The sequence below is a fragment of the Gloeobacter violaceus PCC 7421 genome (assembly GCF_000011385.1).
In the GTDB taxonomy this organism is placed as follows: Bacteria; Cyanobacteriota; Cyanobacteriia; order Gloeobacterales; family Gloeobacteraceae; genus Gloeobacter; species Gloeobacter violaceus.
In genome coordinates this window covers 4635951-4659019 of sequence record NC_005125.1, presented here as the reverse complement: position 1 = coordinate 4659019, position 23069 = coordinate 4635951, and the positions used below count along the sequence as shown (strand labels likewise).

The window sequence follows — 23069 nt, the reverse complement described above, 5'->3', positions numbered from 1 at the left end:
TTAGCCTGGCCCGGGTGTCCGCGTCAATGTTTCACCTCACTGCAGTGCGACGAGTGGTTCCGGCTTGGCAGGCGGCCCCAAAAAAAAGACCGGTCTGCGCCGGTCTACTGCATGTCCAATGTGAGATTGATTCTGATTCTCGGCCATTATAGCGCCAAAAAAGGCCGGGAGCGGTTGCCCCCGGCCTTCGAGATTCAATTGCTTCAGATCACAGTCGGGCTATGGCTTTCTGCGAATGCCCACCACCGAGGGGCGGGGCGGCCCAAACTGCAGGCCGCTGCCGCCGTCGGCCGTGGGCACATTGCTCGGGAAGCTGCTGCTGCGCGGGATGGTGCGCGTCTGGTTAAACAGGCCGCCTTTGAGATCGAGAATTTCGATATCGCGGGTGACCACCGAGGCTGCGGCGCCGCCGGCATTCGGATCGCCGTTGATGGGCGAATCCTCGCCGGGGTGCTGAACCGAGATGACGAACGTGTCGCCGATGAACGTTGGGCCGGTGCACTCGCAGCGGGGCGGGCCGTAGCCGAAGGGTACGACCTGGCCGGCGTCGGGACCGCTCAGAGGCACGTAGAAGATCCAGTTGCAGCCGAACACGCCGGTCAGCGCACTGGAGGTGCCGGTGTGGTCGATCGTGTTGAAGACAGGTTGTAGCGGCTGACCGTTGGTGCCGGTGTCGTAGGTGAGACCCAAGCCGTTGTGGTTGCTGGTGGACATGTCGGTCACACCCCAGATGTTGCCTTCCTGGTCGAAGACCAGGTTGTCGACGTTGGCGTAACCCGCGCCGCCCTCGGCACCGGCCTCGCCCGACTGCTTGAAGTTTTCCCAGCTGAAGGTGACGCCGGTGCTGTCGGCGCTGTTTTCGATGATCTTGTACAGACCGCCGAAGCCCTGGGTGTCGTTGATATCGGAGGTGTACTTGCCGATGACGAAGATGCGCGAATCGGGGTAGCCGTCGGAGCCGGCAGCACCGTCGGTGTAGGCGATGAACACCTCGCGGGGATTGCGGGGATTGACTTCGAGATCCTCGGGACGGGCGGTGGGAGTGGCGCCGGCCAGGTTGGCCGCCGCGTAGCAGTCGCACAGCACAGCACCCTGGCTGGTGTAGTAGTCCTTCAGGCGAGCGCGGGTGACGGTGCCGCCCTTGGTGATGTAGCTTTCGAGGTCCGCCGCTTCGGTGGCGGGCGTCACGTCGTAGAAGCCGCCGTCCACTGTGCCCCCGGCGATGCCGGCGCGGCTGGGAAGCCGCAACTTCGAGGCGACTTCCGCCGGGGTGATGCCCTTGCCGGTCGCTTCACCCTCGCCCAGCACCGTGGGTGCAATCGGGTTGACCGGAGCGGCGAGCACCAGCGGGATCCAGCGGCCGGTGCCGTTCGGGTTGAAGCGCGCCACGTAGAGCGTGCCCTCTTCGAGGAGCTTGCTGTTGGCGTTGCGGTCAGCCAGATCAGCGATGCGGCCTTTGCTGACGAACTTCCAGGTATTGCCGCCGCGGCGATCGTCGCCCATATAGGCGACGAGTTTCTTGCCCACCTCGGCGCGGAAGGCGATGTTTTCGTGGCGGAAGCGGCCCAGCCAGGTGTGCTTGCGCGCCCGCCAGCTCGCGTCGGCCGGATCGATTTCTACCATCCAGCCGTACTTCTCGCCCACCTGGCCGAAGTAGGTGCCGGTGGTGTAGTTGAGGTATTCCGTGTTCGTAAACGGGTCGACAAAGGTCGCCGGGTCGCCCACCAGATAGCCCAGCTGGGTGCCGTCCGGTTGGACCGCTTCATTCACCCCTACGAAGAAGGCGCCGACGCCCGCCTGGAAGTTCTCCTCGGCGGTGAGGATCGTCCCCCAGGGGGTGTAGCCGCCGGAGCAGTTGAAGGCGGTGCCGATAATTTTGTTGCCCAGGCCGTCGGTGCTCAAGTTAAAGACCTGGGTGGCCGCCGGGCCGGTGCCGATGAGGTAGTTGTTGTCGCCGTCCTTGCCGACGCTCACGCCGTTCACTTCGCCTTTCCAGGAGGTGACGGCGCTGTAGGGGGTGCCGTCGGCGCGCAGGTCCGTGCGGGTGGCGTTGATGGCCAGGCCCGACAAACCGTGGTAGCGGCGGTTGGCGGCGTCGGCCACCGGCGCGTAGCGCCCGTTCGTGTTCTTCTTGATGCGCACGACCGAGCCGCCCTGGTTGTACTGGAATTCACCCCAGCGCACCAATTGCGGCGCGTCCTCCAGGGCTGCACCGGGCGCCTCGGGGGTGCCGGTGATCACCTGCGGATAAGAGGTGGCGATCCGGGGCGAAGCGCCCGCAAGCGCCGAGGGAGCTTCGGGGGTGGCAAAGGAAATCGGGCTGGAGACGTACTCGTGGTTGACCCACAGGTAGCCTTCGCGATTGCCGTTGATGGGCCGATAGGCGGTAAAGTCGCAGTTGTAGCCAAAATAGTCGGCGCTGTTGGGGAATACCCGATCGCCCCAGCGGACGATGACATAGCGCTCGAATTCGGGGGCGACTACCAGATCGTCAATGACCGTGTAGCTGGTCAAGGGCTGGCCGTAGTATGCAGTTTTGCCCGTGGCGGGCAGATGGCTTTTTTGCGTGCCATAGATCGGCAGCGCGTGCGGCAGGCGCACCGGAGTAAGTGGGCCACTCCCCAAAAAGGAGCCGGGGCGGGCCATCGCCTGGCCGGGGATCATCGAGCCCAGCAGGGCCGCACCACCGGTGACGCCCAGAAACTTCAGCAGTTCTCTGCGGGAATATTCGGACATTGTCATCCTCAAGAAAAAACGGTGTAGCTAGACAGAAGAGGCAAGAATCGGCGAACAAAGGCAGCGGCCCGGCGGTCGCAAGATGAAAGCCCGCAAAGCAGCTGCGCAGCCTTGCAGGCAAAATCGAAAGCACACTGCCGCCGATTTGGTAACAAAAGATGCAGCGATACTCTAAAGCGGCAAGATTAAGGCTGAAGCGCATATAGGGTTAACACAAGATTAATGATAGTGAAAACGACTATCGTTCAAGAAGTTTGTCATACTGTTTCACACCGCCATGGATGAGCTGCGCAGCCTCAATCAGATTGAATTCGACAATCCCGGCTTTGGCCTATCGCGCCGCTACGACCGTGAAGGGGTCGAGTACGCGATTTTTTACCGCGACGGGGCCGGCAAAAGTCGCCACGTCCACTGCCGCGACAAAAATCAGCTCCAATCCATCATCGACCGGCTGCGCACCGCTCGGGAGCGCGAAAGCTAGAGGGCGGCGCGGCCCTCTTTGATGGCCAGCCAGAAGACAATCGGCGTGGCGATCCCTGTCACCGCGAGGATAATCGCCGTAGTCGCTGTGCCGAGGCGCGGCACGCCGGAGGCCAGTTCGAACACCGAGCCGACGGCGGCGATGGCCGTCACGCAGGAAATGCCAAGCAGGGCATAGGCTTTGATGTTCACGGAGTGTGCCGGTCTTCAGGACTGCTTCCCAATGTATCAAAAGTTTGCAGCGTCCTTCGATCCGGCGGCAGCTGAGGTCTTCGGTCTTCCTTAACCTGGGTTTGGTCCAACTTTCATGTTTTTTTGGTTCACTTGCCCTGGGGTGGCCGTGCGCGAAAGCTTCCGTCTACAACGGCTTTTGGCACTTCACACACAAGGGAAGTGTGGCGACCCTAAACCTTCAGAACCCACAGATCGCGGTTCTCTGCACTCATGATGGCTGATGGAACAACGGGCATCTCTATACCCAAACTATTAAACGCGGCTCGAATCCGGGCTGCATGGATAGACTCAACACTCCCAATTCCAGCCGCTGCCATAACCAGTGAGGGAATTTTTAGCTTGGCAGCCTCTGTTACATAGGCAATCGCTGCATCCGTCTCGACTGCCAGAGCTAGCTTGGCAATATTCACATCGCTATCAAGGTTCCCCTCTCCTTTGTTGAGGTAGGAGGAGAGATCGTAACTAGGCTCAGGTTGGACAGGTGTCCCACCCAAATCACGAATTGCAGCGGATAGGACAGCCCGATGTTGTTTATGATCGGCCTGATTTTCCAGGGCAAGTGCGAGGACAGCCTTACCAACATCGGTATTGCTCAATTTACCTGCGGCAAAATCGTAAGCCCAAATTCCCTGATGCTCAAAGTAAAGGGCATTATTGAGGATTTCCAGGTCATTCTGCTTGTCAGTTGCTAAAATAGCATCAAAGGTCGCCATTGATTACATCCTGCTGTTTTTGGAGGTCATCTCCATCCTCCAAGCAGCCCTTGTATAGAGCAAGGCGAACTTTTGCATCGGATTCATAGCTAAACTCTATGGGCGAGTCACTTACTTGATCTTATGGATATAAATCAGATTCGCTATTTTTTAGCGATTGTTGAAACAGGCGGATTTACAAAAGCTGCCGACAGTTTACTGATCTCTCAACCGTCCTTATCAGTCAGTATTAGAAGATTAGAGCGAGAGCTAGGCGTTACTCTATTCGAGAGAGGGGGGCGGCGAGCCGTTCTCACGCCTGCGGGTCAGTTCTTTTTAGGAACAGCCAGGGCGATCTGGGATAGGTATCAATTCGTACTGAACGGGCTTAGAGACTTTCGTAGTCAACCCACTCTGAGGTTGGGTATCCTCCGCACGTTTCGGATCGACGATTTCTCTAAAATGATTATAATCTTTCGAGAGAAATGCTCGAATGCCGTCATTGAGTTTCGGGACGGCACTGTCAAAGATTTGCACAACTGGTTAGAGCAGGGCGAAGTCGATTTGATTGTGACAGAGTTGACAAGTCTCGAAGATACGGAAACTTCCCTTGCCTTGTTTCAACAAGATTATTTACTAGCAGTTCCGCAAAACCACCCATTTGCCCACAGAGACAGGGTTAGTCTGGCTGAACTGGATGATCAACCGTTCATCGGGCGAAACAATTGTGAAATTTGGGGTAGAGCACCACAGATGTTTGAAGCCGCAGGTGTTGAACCTCGAGTCGTCTATTTGGCGGATCGAGAAGAGTGGGCGATTTCCATGATCAAATCTGGATTAGGAATCACCATCATGCCCGTGTGGCAAGGTTTGTCTGATATTGTGTACGTTCCGATCGCCGAAGCGGATTTGTCTCGAACAGTGGGTCTGAAATGGAGAGCACAGCAAAACTCAGACATCGTTAAGCTATTTCGAGTCTTTGCAGCTAACTACGCTTGGCAAGGTGTCTAACACAGACCCGTTTAGGTTGCTGAAAAGCTCCAATAATTGGTAGATCTCCATGGGCTGTCCGACTCACTCCACTGAGAGCACCATAACGAGCTTGCCCCTCCAGGAATCACCCCATCCCCCGGAATTGGTTATCTCCCGAGCGCCTCGACGTGGTGGTGCAGGTGATCGTCGATGAAGCTGGCGATGAAATAGTAGCTGTGGTCATAGCCTTCCTGACGGCGCAGCAGCAGCGATTGGCCGATTGCGGCGCAGGCCTGCTCAAATTCGTCGATGCGCAACTGCTCCTCCAAGTACGGATCCGCCATTCCCTGGTCGATGAGAATGGTCGGCTCGATGGTACCCAGTGCCACCAGGGCGCTCGCGTCGTAGCTCTTCCAGGTCTTTTCGTCTGCTCCCAAATAGCGCGAGAAAGCTTTCTGGCCCCAAGGCGAGCGCGTCGGGGCGGCAATCGGCGCGAAGGCGGAGACCGAGCGGTAGCGCGTCGGGTTTTTGAAGGCGCACACCAGCGCGCCGTGGCCCCCCATCGAGTGGCCGCTGATGCCGGTGCGCTCGGGATCCGCCGGAAAGTGGGCAGCGACGATCAATGGCAATTCGCCGACCACGTAGCTGTACGTGCGGTAGTGGAGGCTCCACGGCTCCTCGGTGGCATCGACGTAAAAACCGGCCCCGGCGCCGAAGTCCCATTCGTCGTCCTCACCCGGGATCCCTGTTTTGCGGGGGCTGGTGTCGGGGGCAACCAGCATCAGGCCGTACCGGGCGGCGGCGCGCTGTGCCCCGGCTTTGACCATAAAATTTTCCTCGGTACAGGTGAGACCCGCCAAAAAATAGAGCACCGGCACCGGACCGGCCGCCGCCTGGGGTGGGGTGAACACCGAAAAGCGCATCGGGCTGTCGCAGGTCTCGGAGTGGTGCCGATAGAAGCCCACCGTCCCGCCGAAGCAGCGGTGGGAGGATAACAGTTCGGGTGCGTCGCGCATCTTAAAAAGTCACCACGGTGCGGATGGATTTGCCTTCGTGCATCAGGTCGAACGCCTGGTTGATCTCGCCCAGCGGCAGGACATGGGTGATCAGATCGTCGATGTTGATCTTGCCTTCCATGTACCAGTCGACGATCTTGGGCACGTCGGTGCGCCCGCGCGCTCCACCGAAGGCGGAGCCCTTCCAGATCCGGCCGGTCACCAGTTGAAACGGTCGCGTGCGGATCTCCTGGCCCGCTCCCGCCACGCCGATAATCACGCTCACCCCCCAGCCTTTGTGGCAGCACTCCAGCGCCTGGCGCATCACGTTGACATTGCCGATGCATTCAAAACTGTAGTCGGCTCCGCCTTTGGTCAATTCAACCAGATAGGGCACCAGGTCGCCTTCGACTTCTTTCGGGTTGACAAAGTGGGTCATGCCGAATTTCTCGGCCAGTTCTTTTTTGGCCGGATTGGTATCGACTCCGATGATCTTGTCGGCTCCCACCATCCGGCAGCCCTGGATGACGTTGAGGCCGATGCCGCCCAGGCCAAAGACGACCACGTTCGCCCCCGGCTCGACTTGGGCGGTGTAGAGGACGGCACCGACGCCGGTGGTCACCCCGCAGCCGATGTAGCAAACTTTGTCGAAGGGAGCGTCCTCGCGAATCTTCGCCACGGCAATTTCCGGCAGCACCGTGAAGTTCGAGAATGTCGAGGTGCCCATGTAGTGGTAGAGCGGCTCGCCACCGAGCGAAAAGCGGCTGGTGCCGTCGGGCATCACTCCCCGGCCCTGGGTGGTGCGGATGGCCTGGCAGAGGTTGGTCTTCCGGCTCAAACAGTACTCGCACTGGCGGCACTCGGGGGTGTACAGCGGAATGACGTGATCGCCCAGTTTGACGCTTGTCACCCCGGGTCCGACTTCCACCACCACCCCGGCCCCCTCGTGGCCCAAAATCGCCGGAAAGAGCCCCTCCGGATCCGCGCCTGAGAGTGTGAAGGCGTCGGTGTGGCAGATGCCGGTCGCCTTGATTTCGACGAGGACTTCACCGGCTTTGGGGCCTTCCAGTTCGACGCTTTCTATCTGCAAAGGCTTGCCGGCTTCCATTGCCACGGCCGCTTTTACCTGCATGCGCTGCTCCTTGCCTGTCCGTTTTGGCCACAGACAAGGCTAACGCACCGGGCGCAACGGTTCATCGGGCCGTTTATCAATCTGTACACGGGCCGGTCGCGGGCGGCTAAACGTAGACGCCCCGCGAGGCTTTGAGCATGTGGTAGGTGATCAGCAACTGCGAGATGGCGAGTGGATGGCTCTGCAGCGTTTCGCCGGTGGTGCCGGTCACCTTGCCCAGGTCCGCGGGGATATTGCACAGCTGCGAGCCGTTGGCCATCTCTTCGCAGAGCACATCCTGGAGTTCTTTGACCTGCTCGTCGGTGGCATGGCCGTCCACTTCGAGCACATCGACGGGCTTGCCCATGTCGCGGTCCAGTTCGACGCGCACCGCCGAGCGGGTGTGGGCGCCGCTGCGCTCGATGACATCCACGAAGTCCGGGTGGGGAATGGTCGGTCTGAGCACCAGCCGCACGTTGAGCTGGGTATCGGGGCCGTTCTGGCCCGGGTAGAAGCTCACCACCAGGTCCGCTGTGCTGCGCTGGGGCCGGATAAACTGCTCCGAGTCGGGTTCGCGCTTGGCCATTTCGCCCAGCACCTGCTCCTCGGAGTACCCGCGCTTGGCGGTGTCACGCCTGATTTTCCAGCGGGTACGCAGCGACTCCGGGGGAGCCAGGTAGGCTTTGACGTCGTAGCAATCGCGCATCCCCCGCGTCGAGAAACCCAATAGCCCCTCGACCACCACAAAATTGCGCGGTTTGATGTACTCGGGCGGATCGAAGGTACCGGTTTTGTGGTTGTAGATGGGCTTTAAGATCGGCTGGCCGGTGCGCAGCAAAGCGAGGTGCTGCTGGATGATGTCGAGGTAGTTGCAATCGGGGTGCAGGGCAGTGATCCCCAGTTCGGCGCGCTGCTTGCGGTCGTAGCGATGGTAATCGTCGGTGCAGATGATCGTGACATTGTCGGGGCCGAGGATCTGGGCGAGGCCTCGCGTCAGGGTGGTCTTGCCCGCCGCGCTGTCGCCGACGATGCCGAGAATGATCGGACGTTGTGCCATGGGGCCTCCCCTGCTAAGGATAAGTAGTTTTGATTTTAGAACCCCCGTCACATATTTTTCCGTTGTAGGACGACGGACTTTTTGTCAGCCCGCCCCGGCAGCGGCTTGTAGACTGGTCTGAGAAATCCCGTCTATCGCCATGCTCCCAATCCGACGCCTGCTCGCCTGCACCGCGCTCATCTGCGCCACCGCCCTTGGTCCTGCCGCTTCTGCCCAGACGGACAACGCCGCCGGGTCGGGCAAGGACTGGTGGTCCCACGTCCGGTTTCTAGCCGACGACCGCCTTGAAGGCCGCAACACCGGCAGCGAGAGCTATCTGCAAGCGGCGCGCTACGTCGCGGAGCAATTCAAGCGGGCGGGGGCGTTGCCCGCCGGGAGCGAAGGTTATCTGCAGCCGGTCAAGTTTCAAAGCCGTGTGCTCGATGAGGGCCGCTCCAGCCTGACGCTGATGCGCGGGGGCACATTCGAAGCGCTGGCCATTGGCGACGACGCGGTCATCGGCGTGCGCAACGGTATCGCGCCCAATCTTGAAGCGCCCCTGGTCTTCGCAGGCTACGGCCTCACGGTGCCCGAAAACAATTACGACGACCTGGCGGGGCTGGACCTTCAAGGCAAGATTGCCGTTGTCCTCAGCGGCGGCCCGGCGGCGATCCCCGGTGCGTTGCGCTCGCACTACGGATCGGTGGCCGAGCGCTGGAAATTTCTGAAGCAGGCCGGGGCGGTGGGGCTGATCACGGTGCAGAACCCCAGGATCATGGACATCCCCTGGGAGCGCTCGAAGCTGTTGCGCTTTTTTCCGTCGATGGTGCTCGCCGAATCCGCCCTCCAGGACGCGCCCGATTTGGTTTTGACCGTCGGGATGAACCCGGCCAGCATGGACAAGCTGCTTGCCGGTTCGGGCGTCACCTTTGCCCAGATCCTGGCTGCCGCCGACACCGAAAAACCGCTGCCCAAATTCGCCATCCCCGCCGTGCTCAAGGCGCAGGTGAGCGTCAAAAGCGACACGCTCACCTCGGCGAATGTCGCCGCGATGCTGCCTGGAAGCGATCCGAAGCTCAAAAACGAGTACATCGTGCTCTCGGCCCATCTCGATCACCTGGGGATCGGTGAACCGATTGGCGGTGACCGCATCTACAACGGGGCGATGGACAACGCCGCCGGGGTGGCGACGCTCATCGACGTGGCTGCGGGCATGCGCGCCCAGAACCTCAAGCTCAAGCGCTCGGTCGTGTTTCTGGCCGTCTGCGGCGAGGAAAAGGGGCTGCTCGGCTCGAAGTTCTTTGCCAACCGCCCGACGATGAGGCCGCTCGTGGCCAATTTCAACATGGACATGTTCCTGCCCATCCACCCGCTCACGCGCCTGACGGCGCTGGGCCTCGAAGAATCGAACCTGGCGCAGCCTTTGCGCGAGTCGGCCGGGCAAGTCGGCGTGACAGTCATCAGCGACCCGGAGCCCAACCGCAACAGCTTCGTGCGCTCCGATCAGTACAGTTTCATCCGCACCGGCGTGCCGGCTCTGGCTTTCAAGTTCGGCTACGAAAAGGGTTCGGCCGAGGAGAAACTTCAAAAAGCGTGGCTGACGACCCGCTACCACGCCCCGTCGGACGACATCAACCAACCGGTGGACCTCGAAGCCGCCGCCAAATTCAACCGGATCATCGAAGGACTGTTGGTGCGAGTCGCCAACCAGTCGGAGCGTCCCGAGTGGAACGCAGCGAGCTTCTTTAAACGCTTCGCCCTCACTGCTCCCGGCGGTACCCCAAATCCCGCAGCGTCGAGTCGGACTGGCGCCAACGCTCCTTGACCTTCACAAATAGCTGCAAGTAAATCTGGTGGCCCACCAGTTTCTGCATTTGGTGGCGGGCACCGGTGCCGATTGCCTTGAGCATCTGACCGCCCTTGCCAATCAAAATAATCTTCTGGGAATCCCGCTCTACCATGATCGTGGCGAGCACGCGGGTGAGAGTTTCGCCTTCTTCGACTTTGTCGATCACCACTGCCACCGAATGGGGTACTTCCTCGCGGGTAGCAAGCAGCACCTGTTCGCGGACGAGTTCGCCCATGATGAACCGCTCGGGTTGATCGGTGAACAGATCCGGCGGGTAGTAGTACGGCCCTTCGGGCAGGCTTGAAATAATGCTCTCCATTAGAGGTTCAATCCCGGAACCTTTGAGGGCCGAAATTTCGTAGAACACCAGTTCCGGGTCGAACAGCTTGCGGTAACTCTCGCGGATAGGTTCCACCTGATTTCGAGAGCGGCGATCGACTTTGTTGAGCACCGGCCAGACAGGCGCTTTGCTCCCTTTGAGGCTCTCGGCAATGAACCGGTCGCCCGCCCCGGCTTCCACCGAGCCATCGACGACCAAGACAATCCCGTCAGCGGATCCCGCTGCGCTGCGGGCATTGTGAACCAGCACTTCGCCCAGACGGTGCTGAGGCTTATGGATCCCTGGTGTATCTACCAGAATGATCTGAGCGGTGGGCAATGTGAGAATGCCCCGCAGGCGGTTGCGGGTCGTCTGGGCAGTTGGGGAGACGATAGCGACTTTCTCGCCCACCAGCCGGTTGACCAGCGTCGATTTGCCGACGTTGGGGCGGCCGACGATGGCGACAAAACCCGAGCGAAAGCCCGGCGGCGCTTCGGGGATAATCATCCGCTGCTGCGGGCCAGTTCCGCGAGTTGTTCGCGCTGGGCGGCAGCGATGGCCGATTGGATGAGCGTTTCGATTTCGCCCTCAATGGCGGTGTTGAGGGTGAAGTTCTGGCTCAGGCGGTGGTCGGTCACCCGGTTGTCTTTGTAGTTGTAGGTGCGGATTTTTTCAGATCGATCGCCGGTACCGACCTGGGAACGACGCAGCCCGGAGACCTGCTCGTGCTGCTCGCGCTGTTTGATGTCGTAGAGCTTGACGCGCAGAATCTGCATGGCGCGCGCTTTATTTTGCAACTGCGAGCGCTCCTCCTGGCAGTGGATATGGATGCCGGAGGGCTTGTGGACCAGATGCACCGCCGTTTCTACCTTGTTGACGTTCTGACCGCCCGCACCGCCCGAACGGGTCGTGGTGATCTCGATGTCGTTGGGATTGATCTCGACGTCCACTTCTTCGACCTCGGGCATGATCGCGACCGTGGCCGTGGAAGTATGCACGCGCCCCTGGGTCTCGGTGACCGGCACGCGCTGGACACGGTGGACCCCCGCTTCGAATTTGAGCTTGGAATACACGCTCTCGCCGCGAATTTCGAGGATCACTTCTTTGAAGCCGCCCATCTCGGCGGGCGATTCGCTGGCAAGCTTCACCGACCAGCCCTGGCCCTCCGCGTAGCGGATGTACATGCGCATCAGGTCGCCCGCGAAGATAGCCGCCTCATCACCGCCTGTCCCAGCCCGAATTTCGAGCATGACGTTCTTGTCGTCATTGGGATCGCGCGGCAACAGCAGCAGCGTAATCTCGTCTTCGAGCCGGGCGATGCGCTCCTCGAGGCCGGTGTGCTCCTCTTCGGCCAGTTCGCGCAACTCGGGATCTTGCTCGTCGCGAATCATCTGGCGAACGGCGTTGCGTTCTGCACACAGCCGCTGCCAATGGTCGTAGGCTTCGACCGTACGCTCCAGGCCCGCGCGCATGCGCACGATGCGCAGCATCTCCTGGGGGTTGCTTGCCAGGCTTGGGTCGCCTAGGCGAGTAGTCAAATCGTTATAGGTTCGCTCGATGTCGTTGAGCTTTTGAACCATTAAATCGGGACTGGCCATGGGTGTGCTCCTCCGCAAATCAAAGTGTGCTGTCGATCGGTCAACAGGCAGCGACGCTAATGGAACGGCAGAGGAGCACAACGGTACATGGCGGCTTTAGCGCTTGGTGCGGGGCTGGACATTGCCGTACTTCTTGAGGAAGCGATCGACGCGGCCCTCGGCGTCGACGATTTTCTGCTGCCCGGTAAAAAAGGGATGGCAGTTGGCGCAAATCTCGACGTTGGTGACGCCGGGTTTGGTGGAACGGGTCTCGTAAATGGCACCGCAACCACAGACGATGCGGGCCTCCTCGTAGCGAGGATGAATACCGGCCTTGGGCATGGGATTTGCCTCTGCTAGCGCTTGGAGAATTGAGGGGCTTTGCGGGCCTTCTTCAGGCCGTACTTGCGACGCTCCTTGGCGCGGGGATCGCGGCTGAGATAACCCTCGACCTTGAGGGGCCGACGGTTGTCCGGGGACAACTCGCACAGCGCCCGGGCAATCCCCAGGCGAATGGCACCGGCCTGGCCGGCCACGCCGCCACCGGACGCGTTCACTATAATATTGTACTGATTTTCGAGGCCCAACGTCTCTAGCGGCGCCTTCGCCAGGCTCATCAGCGGCTGACGGAAGTGCAGGTACTCATCGCCCGGTCGACCGTTGATCACCAGTTCGCCGCTTCCCGGCACGAGGCGCACGCGGGCGATGGCGCACTTGCGGCGGCCGGTGCCCCAATAGACGGCTGCATTTTGACTCACGAGTGACCTCCAAGGACCGTGCTCAGGTCGAAGACTTCGGGTTTTTGGGCGGCGTGGGGATGGGCTGGCCCCTTGTAGACTTTTAACTTGGTAAATTGCTGGCGGCCGAGGCGGGTGTGGGGAAGCATGCCCCAGATGGCCTTCTCGACGATGCGCTCGGGCAAGCGCGCCTGCAGATGGCTGAAGGTCTCGACTTTCATGCCGCCGGGGCGGCCGGAACTGCGGCGATAAAGCTTCTGGCTGGACTTTTTGCCGGTTACTTCGACTTTTTCGGCGTTGACGACGATCACAAAGTCGCCGGTGTCGAGGTGGGGCGTGAAGTTGGGGCGATGCTTGCCCCGAATGAGATTGGCGACGACACTCGCCAGCCGCCCAAGGTGTTGCCCGGCGGCATCTACCACCAGCCAGCGACGCTCAATTTCGTCAACTGCGGGGAGAAATGTCTTAGCTGTCACGGTCAATGGCTCCTGTGGTGCCGTTGCGCACACAAATTAGAATTATACACAATTAACCCGATTTCTCAAAAACCGGTGAGAAGGCTAGAGTTCGACCTGCACCGAGGCGCGCCGCCACTGCTCGGGGGTGTAGGTGCGCAGAGCCAAGGCGTGGATACGACCGTCGTCGATGTAATTTTGCACGCTCTGGTAGACCAGTTTGTGCTGCTTGATCATCGTGAGGCCGGCGAAGCGCTCCGAGACGACCATGGCCTGAAAATGGTCGCCGGTGCCGGTGAAATCCTGCACCTCGACGGAGGCGTCGGGAAAGGTCTGGAGGATGAGGGCGCGCACGTCTTCTGTGTCCATCGAAGCCGACCTGTAGCTGCCCTTTTATTGTTATCCCAACAAACGCCGTTTTTTGGACGATCATGATAACGGCGATTGGGACAGGCAAAGCGCGTGGGCGAGTTTTTTACACAGGTGGGCAATATCCTCGGGATCGTCACCATCCTGGCGGCGGCAGTGACCCTGGTGGCCTGGCTGACCAAGCAGAAATGGCGCTTTCGGGCCTTCGGCACCACCGCGTTTCTGGTCGTGCTCACCTCAGGGGTCTGGACCCTCGCCATCCTGCCTTCGATCGTCCGCCCAAAGGTGCCGGGAGCCGAAAAATTCAGCATCGTTTTCGACCGGGGGGCGAACCGGGCGGTGATCGTCGTCGCTCCCACCATCACTGTGGCGGCGCTCGCCACCACGCTGCGCCAGGCGGCGGTGGATCTGCGTTCCACCGGCCGCAGCCTCGCCGGGGGCGGGACGTTCTTGATCCAAGCGCGCACGGTGGTACACCCCCGGCCCGGGGTGACGCGCGTCCTCTACGTGGGCTCCCTCGAGCGCAAAGCCGGGCAGACTCAGGAGCAGGAGCCTGCGATCAAAGTGGACGAAGCGGCCCTTGCCGAGGCGCGCCGCATTGCCGGCGAGACGGCCAAGCCCGTTAAATAGGTGGTTGAACCGTTGCAAAACGACGATGGACGAGCGGCAAGTGGAGCGCCTGAGTGGGCACGGCGTGGCAGAAATTTTCCCGGGCGGAGCGGAGGCGCTCACCCGGCGCCTCGCGGATGCTGAAACCGCTAGAATGCCCCTGCGCGTCAAACTGGGGATCGATCCGACCCGGCCGGATCTGCACCTCGGGCACACGGTCGTACTGCGCAAATTGCGCGAATTTCAAGATCTGGGCCACACCGCCATCTTGCTCATCGGCGGCTTTACCGCCCAGATAGGCGACCCGACCGGCAAGTCCGAAGCCCGCCCGCGCCTGAGTGCCGCTGAGGTCGAGGAGTACGCCGAAACCTATCTCGACCAGGCCCGGCTGATTCTGAATTTCGACACACTCGAAGTGCGCAACAACACCGAGTGGCTATCGGGTCTGGATCTGGCCGCAATTATCAAGCTCCTCGCCTCCACCAGCGTCGCCCAGATGCTCGCCAAAGAGGACTTTGGCCAGCGCTACGAGGCGGGTACGGCCATCTACTTGCACGAATTTCTCTACCCGCTGATGCAAGGCTACGACTCGGTCGCCCTCGACGCCGACATCGAACTGGGCGGGACCGACCAACGCTTTAACTTGCTCATGGGCCGCAACTTGCAAGAATTGTTCGGCAAAAAGCCGCAGCTTGCCCTCACGGTGCCGTTGCTGGTGGGCCTCGACGGCGTCAAGAAAATGTCCAAATCCCTCGACAATTACGTGGGCGTCACCGAAGACCCGCTCACGATGTACTCGAAGCTGGAGAAGACCCCCGACGCCCTGGTGGAAACGTACTTCGAGCTGCTCACGGATTTGAGCGTCTCTGCCCTGTCCGCCAACCCCCGCGAGCGGCAAAAACGCCTGGCCCTCGCCGTCACCGGTTGGCTGCACTCGCCCGAGCAGGCTCTGCGCGCCCAGGAAGCGGCGGCAGCCATGGTCACCGGCTCCGGCGGGACCGGTGCGGATCTGGAGGCGGTGCCGGAGTTCTCCCTGACCGAGATCGCCTTTCCGGTGCGGCTTGCCAACTTGCTCAAAGCAGCCGGGCTGTGCCCGACTGTCTCCGAAGGCATGCGCCAGATCAAAAACGGGGCGGTGCGCCTCAACCAGGAGCGGATAACCGATCCGAACTGCGGATTTGCCGAGGCGGCGGAACTGACGGGGGCGGTATTGCAGGTGGGCAAAAAGCACTTTCGCCGCCTGGTGCCGAGCTGATGGGGCGTTGCCTGCTCATCGAGCCTGGGCTGGTTCCCTACCTAACCGCCTGGGAGTGGCAGCGGCAACTGATGGCGACGCGCATCGCCCATCGCGACCGGCCGGACGTGCTGATGCTGCTGGAACACCCGCCGGTCTACACCCTCGGCCAGGGCGCCGACGCCAAACATGTGCTCGTGGATCCGGCGAGCATCGAACTGTACCGCACCGAGCGCGGCGGTGAAGTCACTTACCACGGCCCGGGGCAACTGGTGGGCTACCCGATTCTCGATCTGACCGGCTACCGCCAGGATTTGCACTGGTATTTGCGCACCCTCGAACAGGTACTCATCGAGGTTCTAGCCGATTTTGGGGTACAGGGCGAGCGAGAGGCGGGCTTTACGGGAGTGTGGGCAGGCGGCCGGAAAATCGCCGCCCTCGGCATCAAGGTCTCGCGCTGGGTGACGATGCACGGCTTCGCCCTCAACGTGGACCCGGATCTGGATGCTTTTGCCCGGATCGTCCCCTGCGGCCTGACACGGCCGGTGGGCTCGCTTGTTCAGCTGTGTCCGGGAGTCAGCGTAGAGCAGGTGCAACCGGTGGTGGCGTGCGCCTTTGCCCGCGTCTTCGGGGTACAGTGCGAACCGGGTGCTCTTGAAGCGTGCCTCGCCGTCAAGCCGGGCTGCTGAACTGCGGTTCGACGCCGATAATGCGGGCGCTGCGGGCGTCCACGAGCACCGTCGAGCGGTCGAAGGCGACGGCGTAGGCGAGAATCGCCAACTCCTCCGAGCGGGCGTAGACCACCAGCCGTGTGCGCGCCTGCTCCTTCTGCGAGTGCAAGGCGGCGCGGGCGACGCGCTCGGCTTCCTCACGCTCGATGCCCGGGCGGGTATCCAGTTGCAAATTGGGCCGCAGGTCGTTGATGAGGGTCTTGAGCCGGCCGTTGGACACACTCACAATCAGCGAGGAACCGAAGACTTCGAGTCCCTCGTAGGTTTGCTGGAATTGATAAATTTCGGTGTTGTCGACAAACGACAGCCGGGTGAAACGCAACCCCGTCAGCGCCTCGGGATCCAGAAACAAGGCACGGTATTTGTCGATTGTCGTGCGGAGCATCTCGGGAGTCTGCGCCGGACCCAGGTCGCCCGAGATGCGCTTCAGCTCACCGCTCGCATCGTCGAAGTGCACCTGGACCATCGCCATCGCAGAAGCCGCCTGCACCGGCAGCAGGACAGGCATCAGCAGTACAGACACCAGCAGGCCTTGCCAAAGGACGCTTATCCGCATCGCCGCCCTGCTCCTTGCAATTGCCTCACCCGGAACTTTTTCATACTAAAGCAACTGTCGCTTTGTGCAAGTGTAGCCGGGCGAACATTTTGCCGTCTGCACGTTGATCCGCGGTGAAGAATCGGTGACAATGGTAAAAAGAAGTTAACTTTCGTTTAAAGCCGTACCGGCGTGAGCAGCACCCACCTCGCAAGCATTCAGGATCTGCGCAGCTACGATCCCCAACTCATAGGCGCCTACTACCGCAGACGTCCGCTGGTGATTTTACGCCGTGCCCTCGCTGTGAGCTTTGCCTTTTTGATCTTTGGCCTGCAGCTCTGGGGGGACAAGCTGAGCGGCTCTATCGAGCGCAACCGGCGCAAGCGGGCGTCGCAACTGCGGCAGTTGCTCACCGACCTCGGTCCCGGCAGCATCAAGGTGGGTCAGGCGCTCTCGACGCGGCCGGATCTGCTGCCCAAGGACTACATGGAGGAGATGACCCGGCTGCAGGATCAGCTGCCTCCTTTCGATAACGCGGTCGCCTTCGAGTACATCAAAAGCGAACTGGGCCGCCCCGCCCAAGAAGTTTTCGCCCGCATCGACCCGACGCCGGTGGCCGCCGCCTCGCTGGGACAGGTTTACCGTGCCCAACTGCACACCGGCGAAAAGGTGGCCGTCAAAGTGCAGCGCCCCGACCTGGTGGGCAAGCTCACCCTCGACCTGACCCTGTTGCGCTGGTTTTGCGCGCGCTTCGCAGGCCGGCTGCCGTTGAATCTGGGCCACGACCTGGCGAGCATCGTCGATGAATTCGGCAACAAGCTTTTTGAAGAGATCGACTACGAAAACGAAGCGACCAACGCCGAGCGCTTCGCCCGCTACTTCGAGAGCGACCCGACCGTTTATGTGCCCAGGATCTACCGCGACTACAGCAGCCGCAAAGTGCTCACCCTGGAGTGGATCGACGGCATTAAGCTCACCGATGTCGCCGCGGTCAAAGCCGCCGGGCTCGACATCGAATCGCTGGTGCGCATCGGCGTCGAGGCAGGCCTCAAGCAGCTTTTGGAATACGGATTTTTTCATGCCGACCCGCACCCGGGCAACCTGTTTGCGATGCGCGACGGCCGCATGGCCTACATCGACTTCGGGATGATGGACCAGCTTTCGGAGGAAACTAAAGAAAACCTCGTCGATTCGCTGGTGCACCTGATTAACCGCGAGTACAAGGCGCTTGCCCACGATTACGTCAAACTGGGCTTTCTCGCCCCCGGCACCGACGTGGCTCCCATCGTGCCCGCCCTGGAATTGGTTCTGGGGGACATCATCGGCCAGAAGGTCCAGGATTTTAACTTCAAGACGATCACCGATCGTTTTTCGGACCTGGTGTACGAGTACCCCTTCCGGGTGCCCGCCAAGTTCGCGCTGATCATCCGTTCGCTGATCACCCAGGAGGGAATCGCCCTCTCGCTGACCCCCGATTTTAAGATTATCCAGGTGGCTTACCCCTACGTGGCCCGCCGCCTGCTCACCGGCGAATCGCCCCGGTTGCGCCAGCGTCTGCTGGATATTCTCTTCAAAGACGGCCGCTTCCAGTGGCACCGCCTCGAAAACCTCATCCAGATCGCAGGCACCGGCGGCAGTTTCGACCTGCTGCCCGCGGCTCAGTACGGCCTCGAATCGCTGTTTTCCAAGGACGGATCCTTTATCCGTGAGCGGTTGGTGCTGGCCCTTACCGAGGGCGACCGCCTGCACACTCACGAGCTGGGGCGTCTCTGGAATCTGGTCCGCCCGGCCATCCAGCCGCGCAAGCTCGTCGATCAGGCCCTCGACCGCCTGCGCGAGCGCCTCACCCCCCCGGCCGCCCAGCCCGTCCTGCGCAGCTAAAGGGCTTTACCGGGCGTTCAGGTCGAACTCGCCCAGGATCTCGACGAGGTTGTCCATCGCCGCGGGAGCGTCTTCTGCCATCAGGGTAGTTGTCACGGTCTCTGTCAGGTTAACCATGCTCAATCTTGCTAGTTTTCTTTCTGACCGGTGAGGGTGTCGCTGCCGTCTATCTATCGCAAGACAGACTCCGATCGGCCCGCAATTGACTAAAAATCTTTCAGTTTCTAGAGCCCGTTTTCCTTCACTACCAGCTGAATAGAAGTGGGGTGGAACAGCAGCCGCTAGGCACCGCCACACCAGGGGGGAAAGCGATGGCAGGTCCGCAGGATCAACCATGCCACGACACGACTGCCGAATCCTCGAGTGACGAGGAAGGCATTGGCCTGTCTGAGTGCCTACGCCTGCTTATCGACGATATCGAGGATTACACGATCCTCACTCTCGATGGGCAAGGCACCATTGTCGGCCGCAGTGCCGGGTCCGAACGCCTGTGCGCCGGGGATCCCCTTGGCCGGCATTTCAGTTGTCTATATGCGCACGAGGACAGCGAGCGGGGACGGCCCACACAGGACCTCGAAGAAGCGCGCCTCCAGGGCCGCATCGCGCTGACGGGTTGGCGAGTGCGGCCCGACGGTAGCCGCTTCTGGGCCGAGGTGGTGCTCAGCGCCCTGCGCAACCCCGATGGACAGGTGTCCGGCTATGCCATGGTCACCCACGATGTGACCGCGGGCCGGCTCGCCGAGGAGCGGCTGGCTGGTCTCGAGCAGGAGCGAGAGCGCCTCGAACAACTGCTCAGCGGCGGCGATGCCGACCTGCCGACCCTGGCAGCCGTCGCCCAACTCACCAACCACTCCGTGGTGATTACCGATGTCGAGCGCCGTGTCGTCTGGGTGAACGCAGGGTTCACCGCCCTGACGGGCTTCACTCTAGACGAAGTTCGCGGTCACAACCCGGGGGCGCTGCTGCAAGGACCACAGACCGACCCGGCGACGGTCATGTACATGCGCGAGCGCCTCCAAAGAGGCGAGGGCTATACCGTTGAGATTCTCAACTACGGCAAAAACGGCGATCAGTACTGGCTTGCGATCGAGGTCCAGCCGGTGCGCGATGGGACAGGCAAGCTCACCCACTTTATTGCGGTCCAAAGAAACGTCACCGAGCAGCGGCGCGCCGGGCAGGAGCATCAGGCGTTGCTTGAGCGTGAGCAGCGCGCCCGCGAGCTGGCTGAGCAGAACAACCGCCTCAAAGACGAGTTTCTGGCCACCTTGAGCCACGAGTTGCGCACGCCGCTCAACGGCATCCTCGGATTTGCCGGGTTGTTGCGCCGGGGCCGCCTCGACACCGAGACCGCCCGGCGCGCCGTCGAGATTATCGAGCGCAACGCCCAAGCCCAGGCCCAGCTCATCGAAGACCTGCTCGACATGTCGAGCATCGCCGCGGGCACGTTCAACCTCCAGGTTCAGCCGGTCGAGATGGCTGAGGTGGTCTCGGCGGCCGTGGCCGGCCAGCGCATAGCCGCCGAGGCCAAACGCATCCGTCTCGAGCTGAGGCTCGATCCCCATGCCGGGCTGGTGTCGGGAGATCGCAGGCGTTTGCTGCAGGTGGTAGCCAACTTGCTCTCCAACGCCGTCAAATTCACACCACCCGACGGCCGCATCGAAGTGTCGATGCGCTGCGTCGCCAACGCCGTTGCAATCGCCGTCGCCGATACCGGGGTCGGCATCGGCCCCGAATTTTTGCCCTACGTCTTCGACCGCTTTCGCCAGGCGGACGGCAGCAGCACCCGCCTGCACGGCGGTTTGGGGTTGGGCCTGTCGCTGGTGCGCCACATCGTCGAGACCCACGGCGGCTCCGTGCAGGTCCAGAGCCTCGGCAAGAGCCAGGGGGCAACCTTTACCGTGTGCCTGCCGCTGATGCCGGTGCGCATCGGCAAAATCGAATCGCCGCCCGATGCCGCCGAAGTGTTTCCTGCCGAGGAGTTGCCCCCGGAGGCGGCCGACTGGCTTGCGGGCTTGCGCGTGCTGGTGGTGGACAACGACCTCCAGGCCCGCCGGGCTATTCAGCAAGTGCTCCATGGCTGCAAGGCCGAAGTGATGACTGCCGAATCGGCGAGTGCAGCCCTCGGACTGCTCGAACGGCTCAGGCCGGATGTACTGATCGTCGATCTGGGCGTGGGCGGCACAGAAGGTTACGCGCTGCTTGAAGCGTTGCACGCCCAAAACCAGTTCCTACCGGTGCTCGCGCTCACCGCCTGCGCTACCGCCAGGGACCGGGCGCGCGCTTTTTTAAGCGGGATCGATGCCTTTTTGAACAAGCCCGCCGAGCCTATCGAACTGGTCGCCCTGGTGGCGAACCTGGGGCGCCGCTCGGAGCGCTATCGGGCCACCACTTAGCAGTTCTCGCTTTCCCGCTCGCTGCTAGGCTGAAGCGGTCACCTCCGACGGCACCGGGCGATGAGTGGACGGGCGGACGACAATCGCCGCTATCACGACGATCCCCCCGTGTTGGATCGGTTTTTGGTTTGCGGCCTGGGGAGCTTTGGGCAGCAGTGCGCGGCGGCCTTCAAAGATTTTGGCGTGCGGGTCGTGGCTATCGATCGTGCCGCGCCGGGATCCTGGGAAGTACCCGGATTAGCGGAGGCTTTCGAAGCACTGGTGGTGGGTGACTGTCTGCAGCCGACGGTGCTTGAGAAGGCCGGCATCTACCGCTGCCGCAGTGTGCTGTTGGTGACCGGCGACGAGAAAGTCAACATTGAAGCAGCTTTCGCAGCCCGCAGGCTCAACCCCCGCGTACGCCTGGTACTGCGCTCGGGCAAGCAGAACCTCAACGCGCTGTTGGCGGAGCGTCTGGGTAATTTTGTCGCCTTCGAAGCCAACCAGTTGCCGGCACCGGCCTTTGCCCTCGCGGCAATGGACGACGGCACGGCGGGACTGTTCTCCCTTGACGGCCGGCTGTTGCGGGTGGTGCGCCGCCCCTACCGGCCCGCCGAGCCGTACTGGGCCGGATACCGCTATGTCCATCAGCTCAACAGCCGCCTGCGGCGGGTTCTCGATTACGGGTCAACTCCCAACTTTTACGACTGGGATCCACAGGCAATGCTCGAAGCCGAAAAAATGGTCACCTGCGTCGAGGTGGCGGAGGCGGAAGGCCCGGATTTTCGCTCGATGGCCGCGGCGAGGCGTCTGACAGTGACGTTTGGTATGGTGATCCGCAAGCTCAAAACTGCCGCCGAGAAACTCTGGCGCTCCGAGCGGCAGCAGGCCGCCAGAGTCGCGTTGGTCAGTGTCCTGACGGTCCTGGTACTGCTCACCTTGGGATCGGGGCTTTTCTGGCTGGCAGACCCGGCGATCGGCCCTGAAAACAGCTTCTATACCACGGCAATCCTGCTGTTGGGCGGCTACGGCGATCTGTTTGGTGAAATCCAACCCAAAGAAGTTCTACCCTGGTGGCTGCGCCTCTTTAGCCTCCTGCTCACCCTGGCCGGGGCCGCCTTCGTGGGGGTGCTCTACGCGCTGATTACCCAGAGCTTGTTGGTCTCGCGCTTTCAATTTGCCTCCCGCCGCCCCGCCGCTCCCCGGCGCGATCACATCGTCGTCATCGGCCTGGGGGCCATCGGCCGCCGCATCGCCCGCTATCTGCTCGAGCTGGGGCAACCCGTGGTCGGTGTGGACGGCGATGGCCTCGATGCCGCGGACCTGCCCCAGCTGCCGGTGGTGGTGGGCGAGCCGATGGCGGTGCTGGCTGAATTGGGCCTGGAGAGCGCCCGCAGCGTTGTCGTTGCCACCGAAGACGAACTGGTCAATCTCGAAGTGGGACTGATGGCCCAGGAGCACAACCCAGGGGCGAGGCTGGTGCTGGGCACCTCCGACCCACGCTTCAGCGCCAACCTCACCGAACTGTTGCCGGGGGCAAAGATCTTAAATGCTTACAATCTTGCCGCCGAGGCATTCGTGGGCGCGGCCTTCGGCGAAAAGGTACTCGATTTGTTCCGGCTGGGCGAGCAGACGGTGCTGGTGACCGAATACCGCATCGAAACAGGTGATACACTGGCGGGCCAGGTTCTTTCGCGGATTGCCTTCGGCTACGACGTCGTGGCGCTGTTGCACCAGAAACCGGCGCAACCGGCGGAATTGATGCCGCCTTTTGACGCCCGCCTCGACCCGGGCGACCGGCTGGTGGTCCTTGCCAGCCTCGCAGCGCTCAGACGTATCGAGCAGGGCGATCCCCACCCGGCCGGCTGGCGCGTGTCGGCAATAGCACCCCGCGCCGACGACATCCGGCGCGAGGCGACCTACATGCTGGTGCGCATCTGCGGCTGCAGCATTCCGGAGGCCACCCACTGGCTGGAGGCGCTTCCGGGCACGTTGCCCTGCCCCCTCTACCGCCACCAGGCCCACCGCCTGGTGGGCGAACTGGAGCGCGTCGGCATGAATGCCCGTGTTCTGAGCGACCCTGGAGTGTCCAACACCGGCATCTTTCCCGAATAACGAGCGGCCAGAAGCAAAATCTCCTGGCCG

The 23069-nt window shown here is 61.7% G+C and carries 22 protein-coding genes; 9 read left to right on the top strand and 13 right to left on the bottom strand.

Features of this window, described 5'->3' with window-relative positions:
• Positions 1-219: 219 nt before the first annotated feature.
• Positions 220-2736, bottom strand: coding sequence for a PhoX family protein (locus tag GLL_RS22805; RefSeq protein ID WP_011144413.1), 2517 nt, complete (start codon positions 2734-2736; stop codon positions 220-222).
• 277 nt (positions 2737-3013) lie between these two features.
• On the opposite strand from GLL_RS22805, the gene GLL_RS22800 reads away from it, so the two are divergent.
• Positions 3014-3217: a hypothetical protein gene (locus GLL_RS22800; RefSeq protein WP_164929531.1), complete on the top strand. Its 204-nt coding sequence runs from the start codon at positions 3014-3016 to the stop codon at positions 3215-3217.
• On the opposite strand, the gene GLL_RS22795 is transcribed toward GLL_RS22800, so the two are convergent.
• On the bottom strand, positions 3214-3408 hold the full coding sequence (locus tag GLL_RS22795) for a hypothetical protein (RefSeq protein ID WP_011144412.1): 195 nt from the start codon (positions 3406-3408) through the stop codon (positions 3214-3216). The genes GLL_RS22800 and GLL_RS22795 overlap by 4 nt on opposite strands.
• 212 nt (positions 3409-3620) lie before the next feature.
• Positions 3621-4163 (bottom strand): ferritin-like domain-containing protein, encoded by a 543-nt coding sequence (locus GLL_RS22790; RefSeq protein WP_011144411.1) that lies wholly within the window; start codon positions 4161-4163, stop codon positions 3621-3623.
• Between the two features lie 123 nt (positions 4164-4286).
• On the opposite strand from GLL_RS22790, the gene GLL_RS22785 reads away from it, so the two are divergent.
• Positions 4287-5153, top strand: a complete 867-nt coding sequence (locus GLL_RS22785) for a LysR family transcriptional regulator (RefSeq protein ID WP_011144410.1) — start codon at positions 4287-4289, stop codon at positions 5151-5153.
• A 128-nt stretch (positions 5154-5281) separates the two neighbouring features.
• On the opposite strand, the gene fghA is transcribed toward GLL_RS22785, so the two are convergent.
• The 3 genes from fghA to GLL_RS22770 form a co-directional block, all read right to left on the bottom strand.
• Positions 5282-6130, bottom strand: coding sequence for an S-formylglutathione hydrolase (fghA, locus tag GLL_RS22780; RefSeq protein ID WP_011144409.1), 849 nt, complete (start codon positions 6128-6130; stop codon positions 5282-5284).
• A 1-nt stretch (position 6131) separates the two neighbouring features.
• A complete protein-coding gene (locus tag GLL_RS22775) occupies positions 6132-7241 on the bottom strand; it encodes an S-(hydroxymethyl)glutathione dehydrogenase/class III alcohol dehydrogenase (RefSeq protein ID WP_011144408.1) in 1110 nt (369 codons plus the stop codon).
• A 106-nt stretch (positions 7242-7347) separates the two neighbouring features.
• On the bottom strand, positions 7348-8277 hold the full coding sequence (locus GLL_RS22770; RefSeq protein ID WP_011144407.1) for a phosphoribulokinase: 930 nt from the start codon (positions 8275-8277) through the stop codon (positions 7348-7350).
• A 139-nt stretch (positions 8278-8416) separates the two neighbouring features.
• On the opposite strand from GLL_RS22770, the gene GLL_RS22765 reads away from it, so the two are divergent.
• Entirely contained in the window at positions 8417-10081 is a 1665-nt protein-coding gene (locus GLL_RS22765) for a M20/M25/M40 family metallo-hydrolase (protein ID WP_011144406.1), read from the top strand.
• Here the strand turns inward: GLL_RS22765 and era are convergent.
• From era to GLL_RS22735, 6 genes are all read right to left on the bottom strand, one after another.
• Positions 10017-10931: a GTPase Era gene (era, locus tag GLL_RS22760; protein WP_011144405.1), complete on the bottom strand. Its 915-nt coding sequence runs from the start codon at positions 10929-10931 to the stop codon at positions 10017-10019. The genes GLL_RS22765 and era overlap by 65 nt on opposite strands.
• Positions 10928-12022 (bottom strand): peptide chain release factor 1, encoded by a 1095-nt coding sequence (prfA, locus tag GLL_RS22755; protein WP_011144404.1) that lies wholly within the window; start codon positions 12020-12022, stop codon positions 10928-10930. Before prfA ends, era begins: the two co-directional genes overlap by 4 nt.
• Positions 12023-12118: 96 nt before the next feature.
• Complete coding sequence (gene rpmE / locus GLL_RS22750) at positions 12119-12343, bottom strand: 50S ribosomal protein L31 (protein ID WP_011144403.1); 225 nt, start codon at positions 12341-12343, stop codon at positions 12119-12121.
• 14 nt (positions 12344-12357) lie between these two features.
• A complete protein-coding gene (rpsI, locus tag GLL_RS22745; RefSeq protein WP_011144402.1) occupies positions 12358-12759 on the bottom strand; it encodes a 30S ribosomal protein S9 in 402 nt (133 codons plus the stop codon).
• Positions 12756-13214: a 50S ribosomal protein L13 gene (rplM, locus tag GLL_RS22740; protein ID WP_011144401.1), complete on the bottom strand. Its 459-nt coding sequence runs from the start codon at positions 13212-13214 to the stop codon at positions 12756-12758. Before rplM ends, rpsI begins: the two co-directional genes overlap by 4 nt.
• An 84-nt stretch (positions 13215-13298) precedes the next feature.
• A complete protein-coding gene (locus GLL_RS22735; RefSeq protein WP_011144400.1) occupies positions 13299-13562 on the bottom strand; it encodes a BolA family protein in 264 nt (87 codons plus the stop codon).
• A gap of 93 nt (positions 13563-13655) precedes the next feature.
• On the opposite strand from GLL_RS22735, the gene GLL_RS22730 reads away from it, so the two are divergent.
• From GLL_RS22730 to lipB, 3 genes are read left to right on the top strand one after another with little or no spacing between them, the layout of a single operon-like run.
• Positions 13656-14192: a Ycf51 family protein gene (locus tag GLL_RS22730; RefSeq protein ID WP_011144399.1), complete on the top strand. Its 537-nt coding sequence runs from the start codon at positions 13656-13658 to the stop codon at positions 14190-14192.
• Between the two features lie 25 nt (positions 14193-14217).
• The gene (gene tyrS / locus GLL_RS22725) at positions 14218-15426 is read left to right on the top strand and encodes a tyrosine--tRNA ligase (RefSeq protein ID WP_011144398.1); all 1209 of its coding nucleotides are present in this window, start codon (positions 14218-14220) and stop codon (positions 15424-15426) included.
• The gene (lipB, locus tag GLL_RS22720) at positions 15426-16094 is read left to right on the top strand and encodes a lipoyl(octanoyl) transferase LipB (RefSeq protein ID WP_011144397.1); all 669 of its coding nucleotides are present in this window, start codon (positions 15426-15428) and stop codon (positions 16092-16094) included. Before tyrS ends, lipB begins: the two co-directional genes overlap by 1 nt.
• Here lipB and GLL_RS22715 read toward each other — a convergent pair.
• Positions 16078-16692, bottom strand: coding sequence for a hypothetical protein (locus tag GLL_RS22715; protein ID WP_011144396.1), 615 nt, complete (start codon positions 16690-16692; stop codon positions 16078-16080). The genes lipB and GLL_RS22715 overlap by 17 nt on opposite strands.
• Positions 16693-16863: 171 nt before the next feature.
• Between GLL_RS22715 and GLL_RS22710 the strand changes: the two genes are divergently transcribed.
• The 3 genes from GLL_RS22710 (at position 16864) to GLL_RS22700 (ending at position 23039) form a co-directional block, all read left to right on the top strand.
• The gene (locus tag GLL_RS22710; RefSeq protein ID WP_011144395.1) at positions 16864-18552 is read left to right on the top strand and encodes an ABC1 kinase family protein; all 1689 of its coding nucleotides are present in this window, start codon (positions 16864-16866) and stop codon (positions 18550-18552) included.
• Between the two features lie 311 nt (positions 18553-18863).
• Positions 18864-20945 (top strand): ATP-binding protein, encoded by a 2082-nt coding sequence (locus tag GLL_RS22705; RefSeq protein ID WP_164929530.1) that lies wholly within the window; start codon positions 18864-18866, stop codon positions 20943-20945.
• Positions 20946-21005: 60 nt separating this feature from the next.
• Entirely contained in the window at positions 21006-23039 is a 2034-nt protein-coding gene (locus GLL_RS22700) for a potassium channel protein (RefSeq protein WP_011144393.1), read from the top strand.
• The last annotated feature ends 30 nt before the right edge of the window (positions 23040-23069 follow it).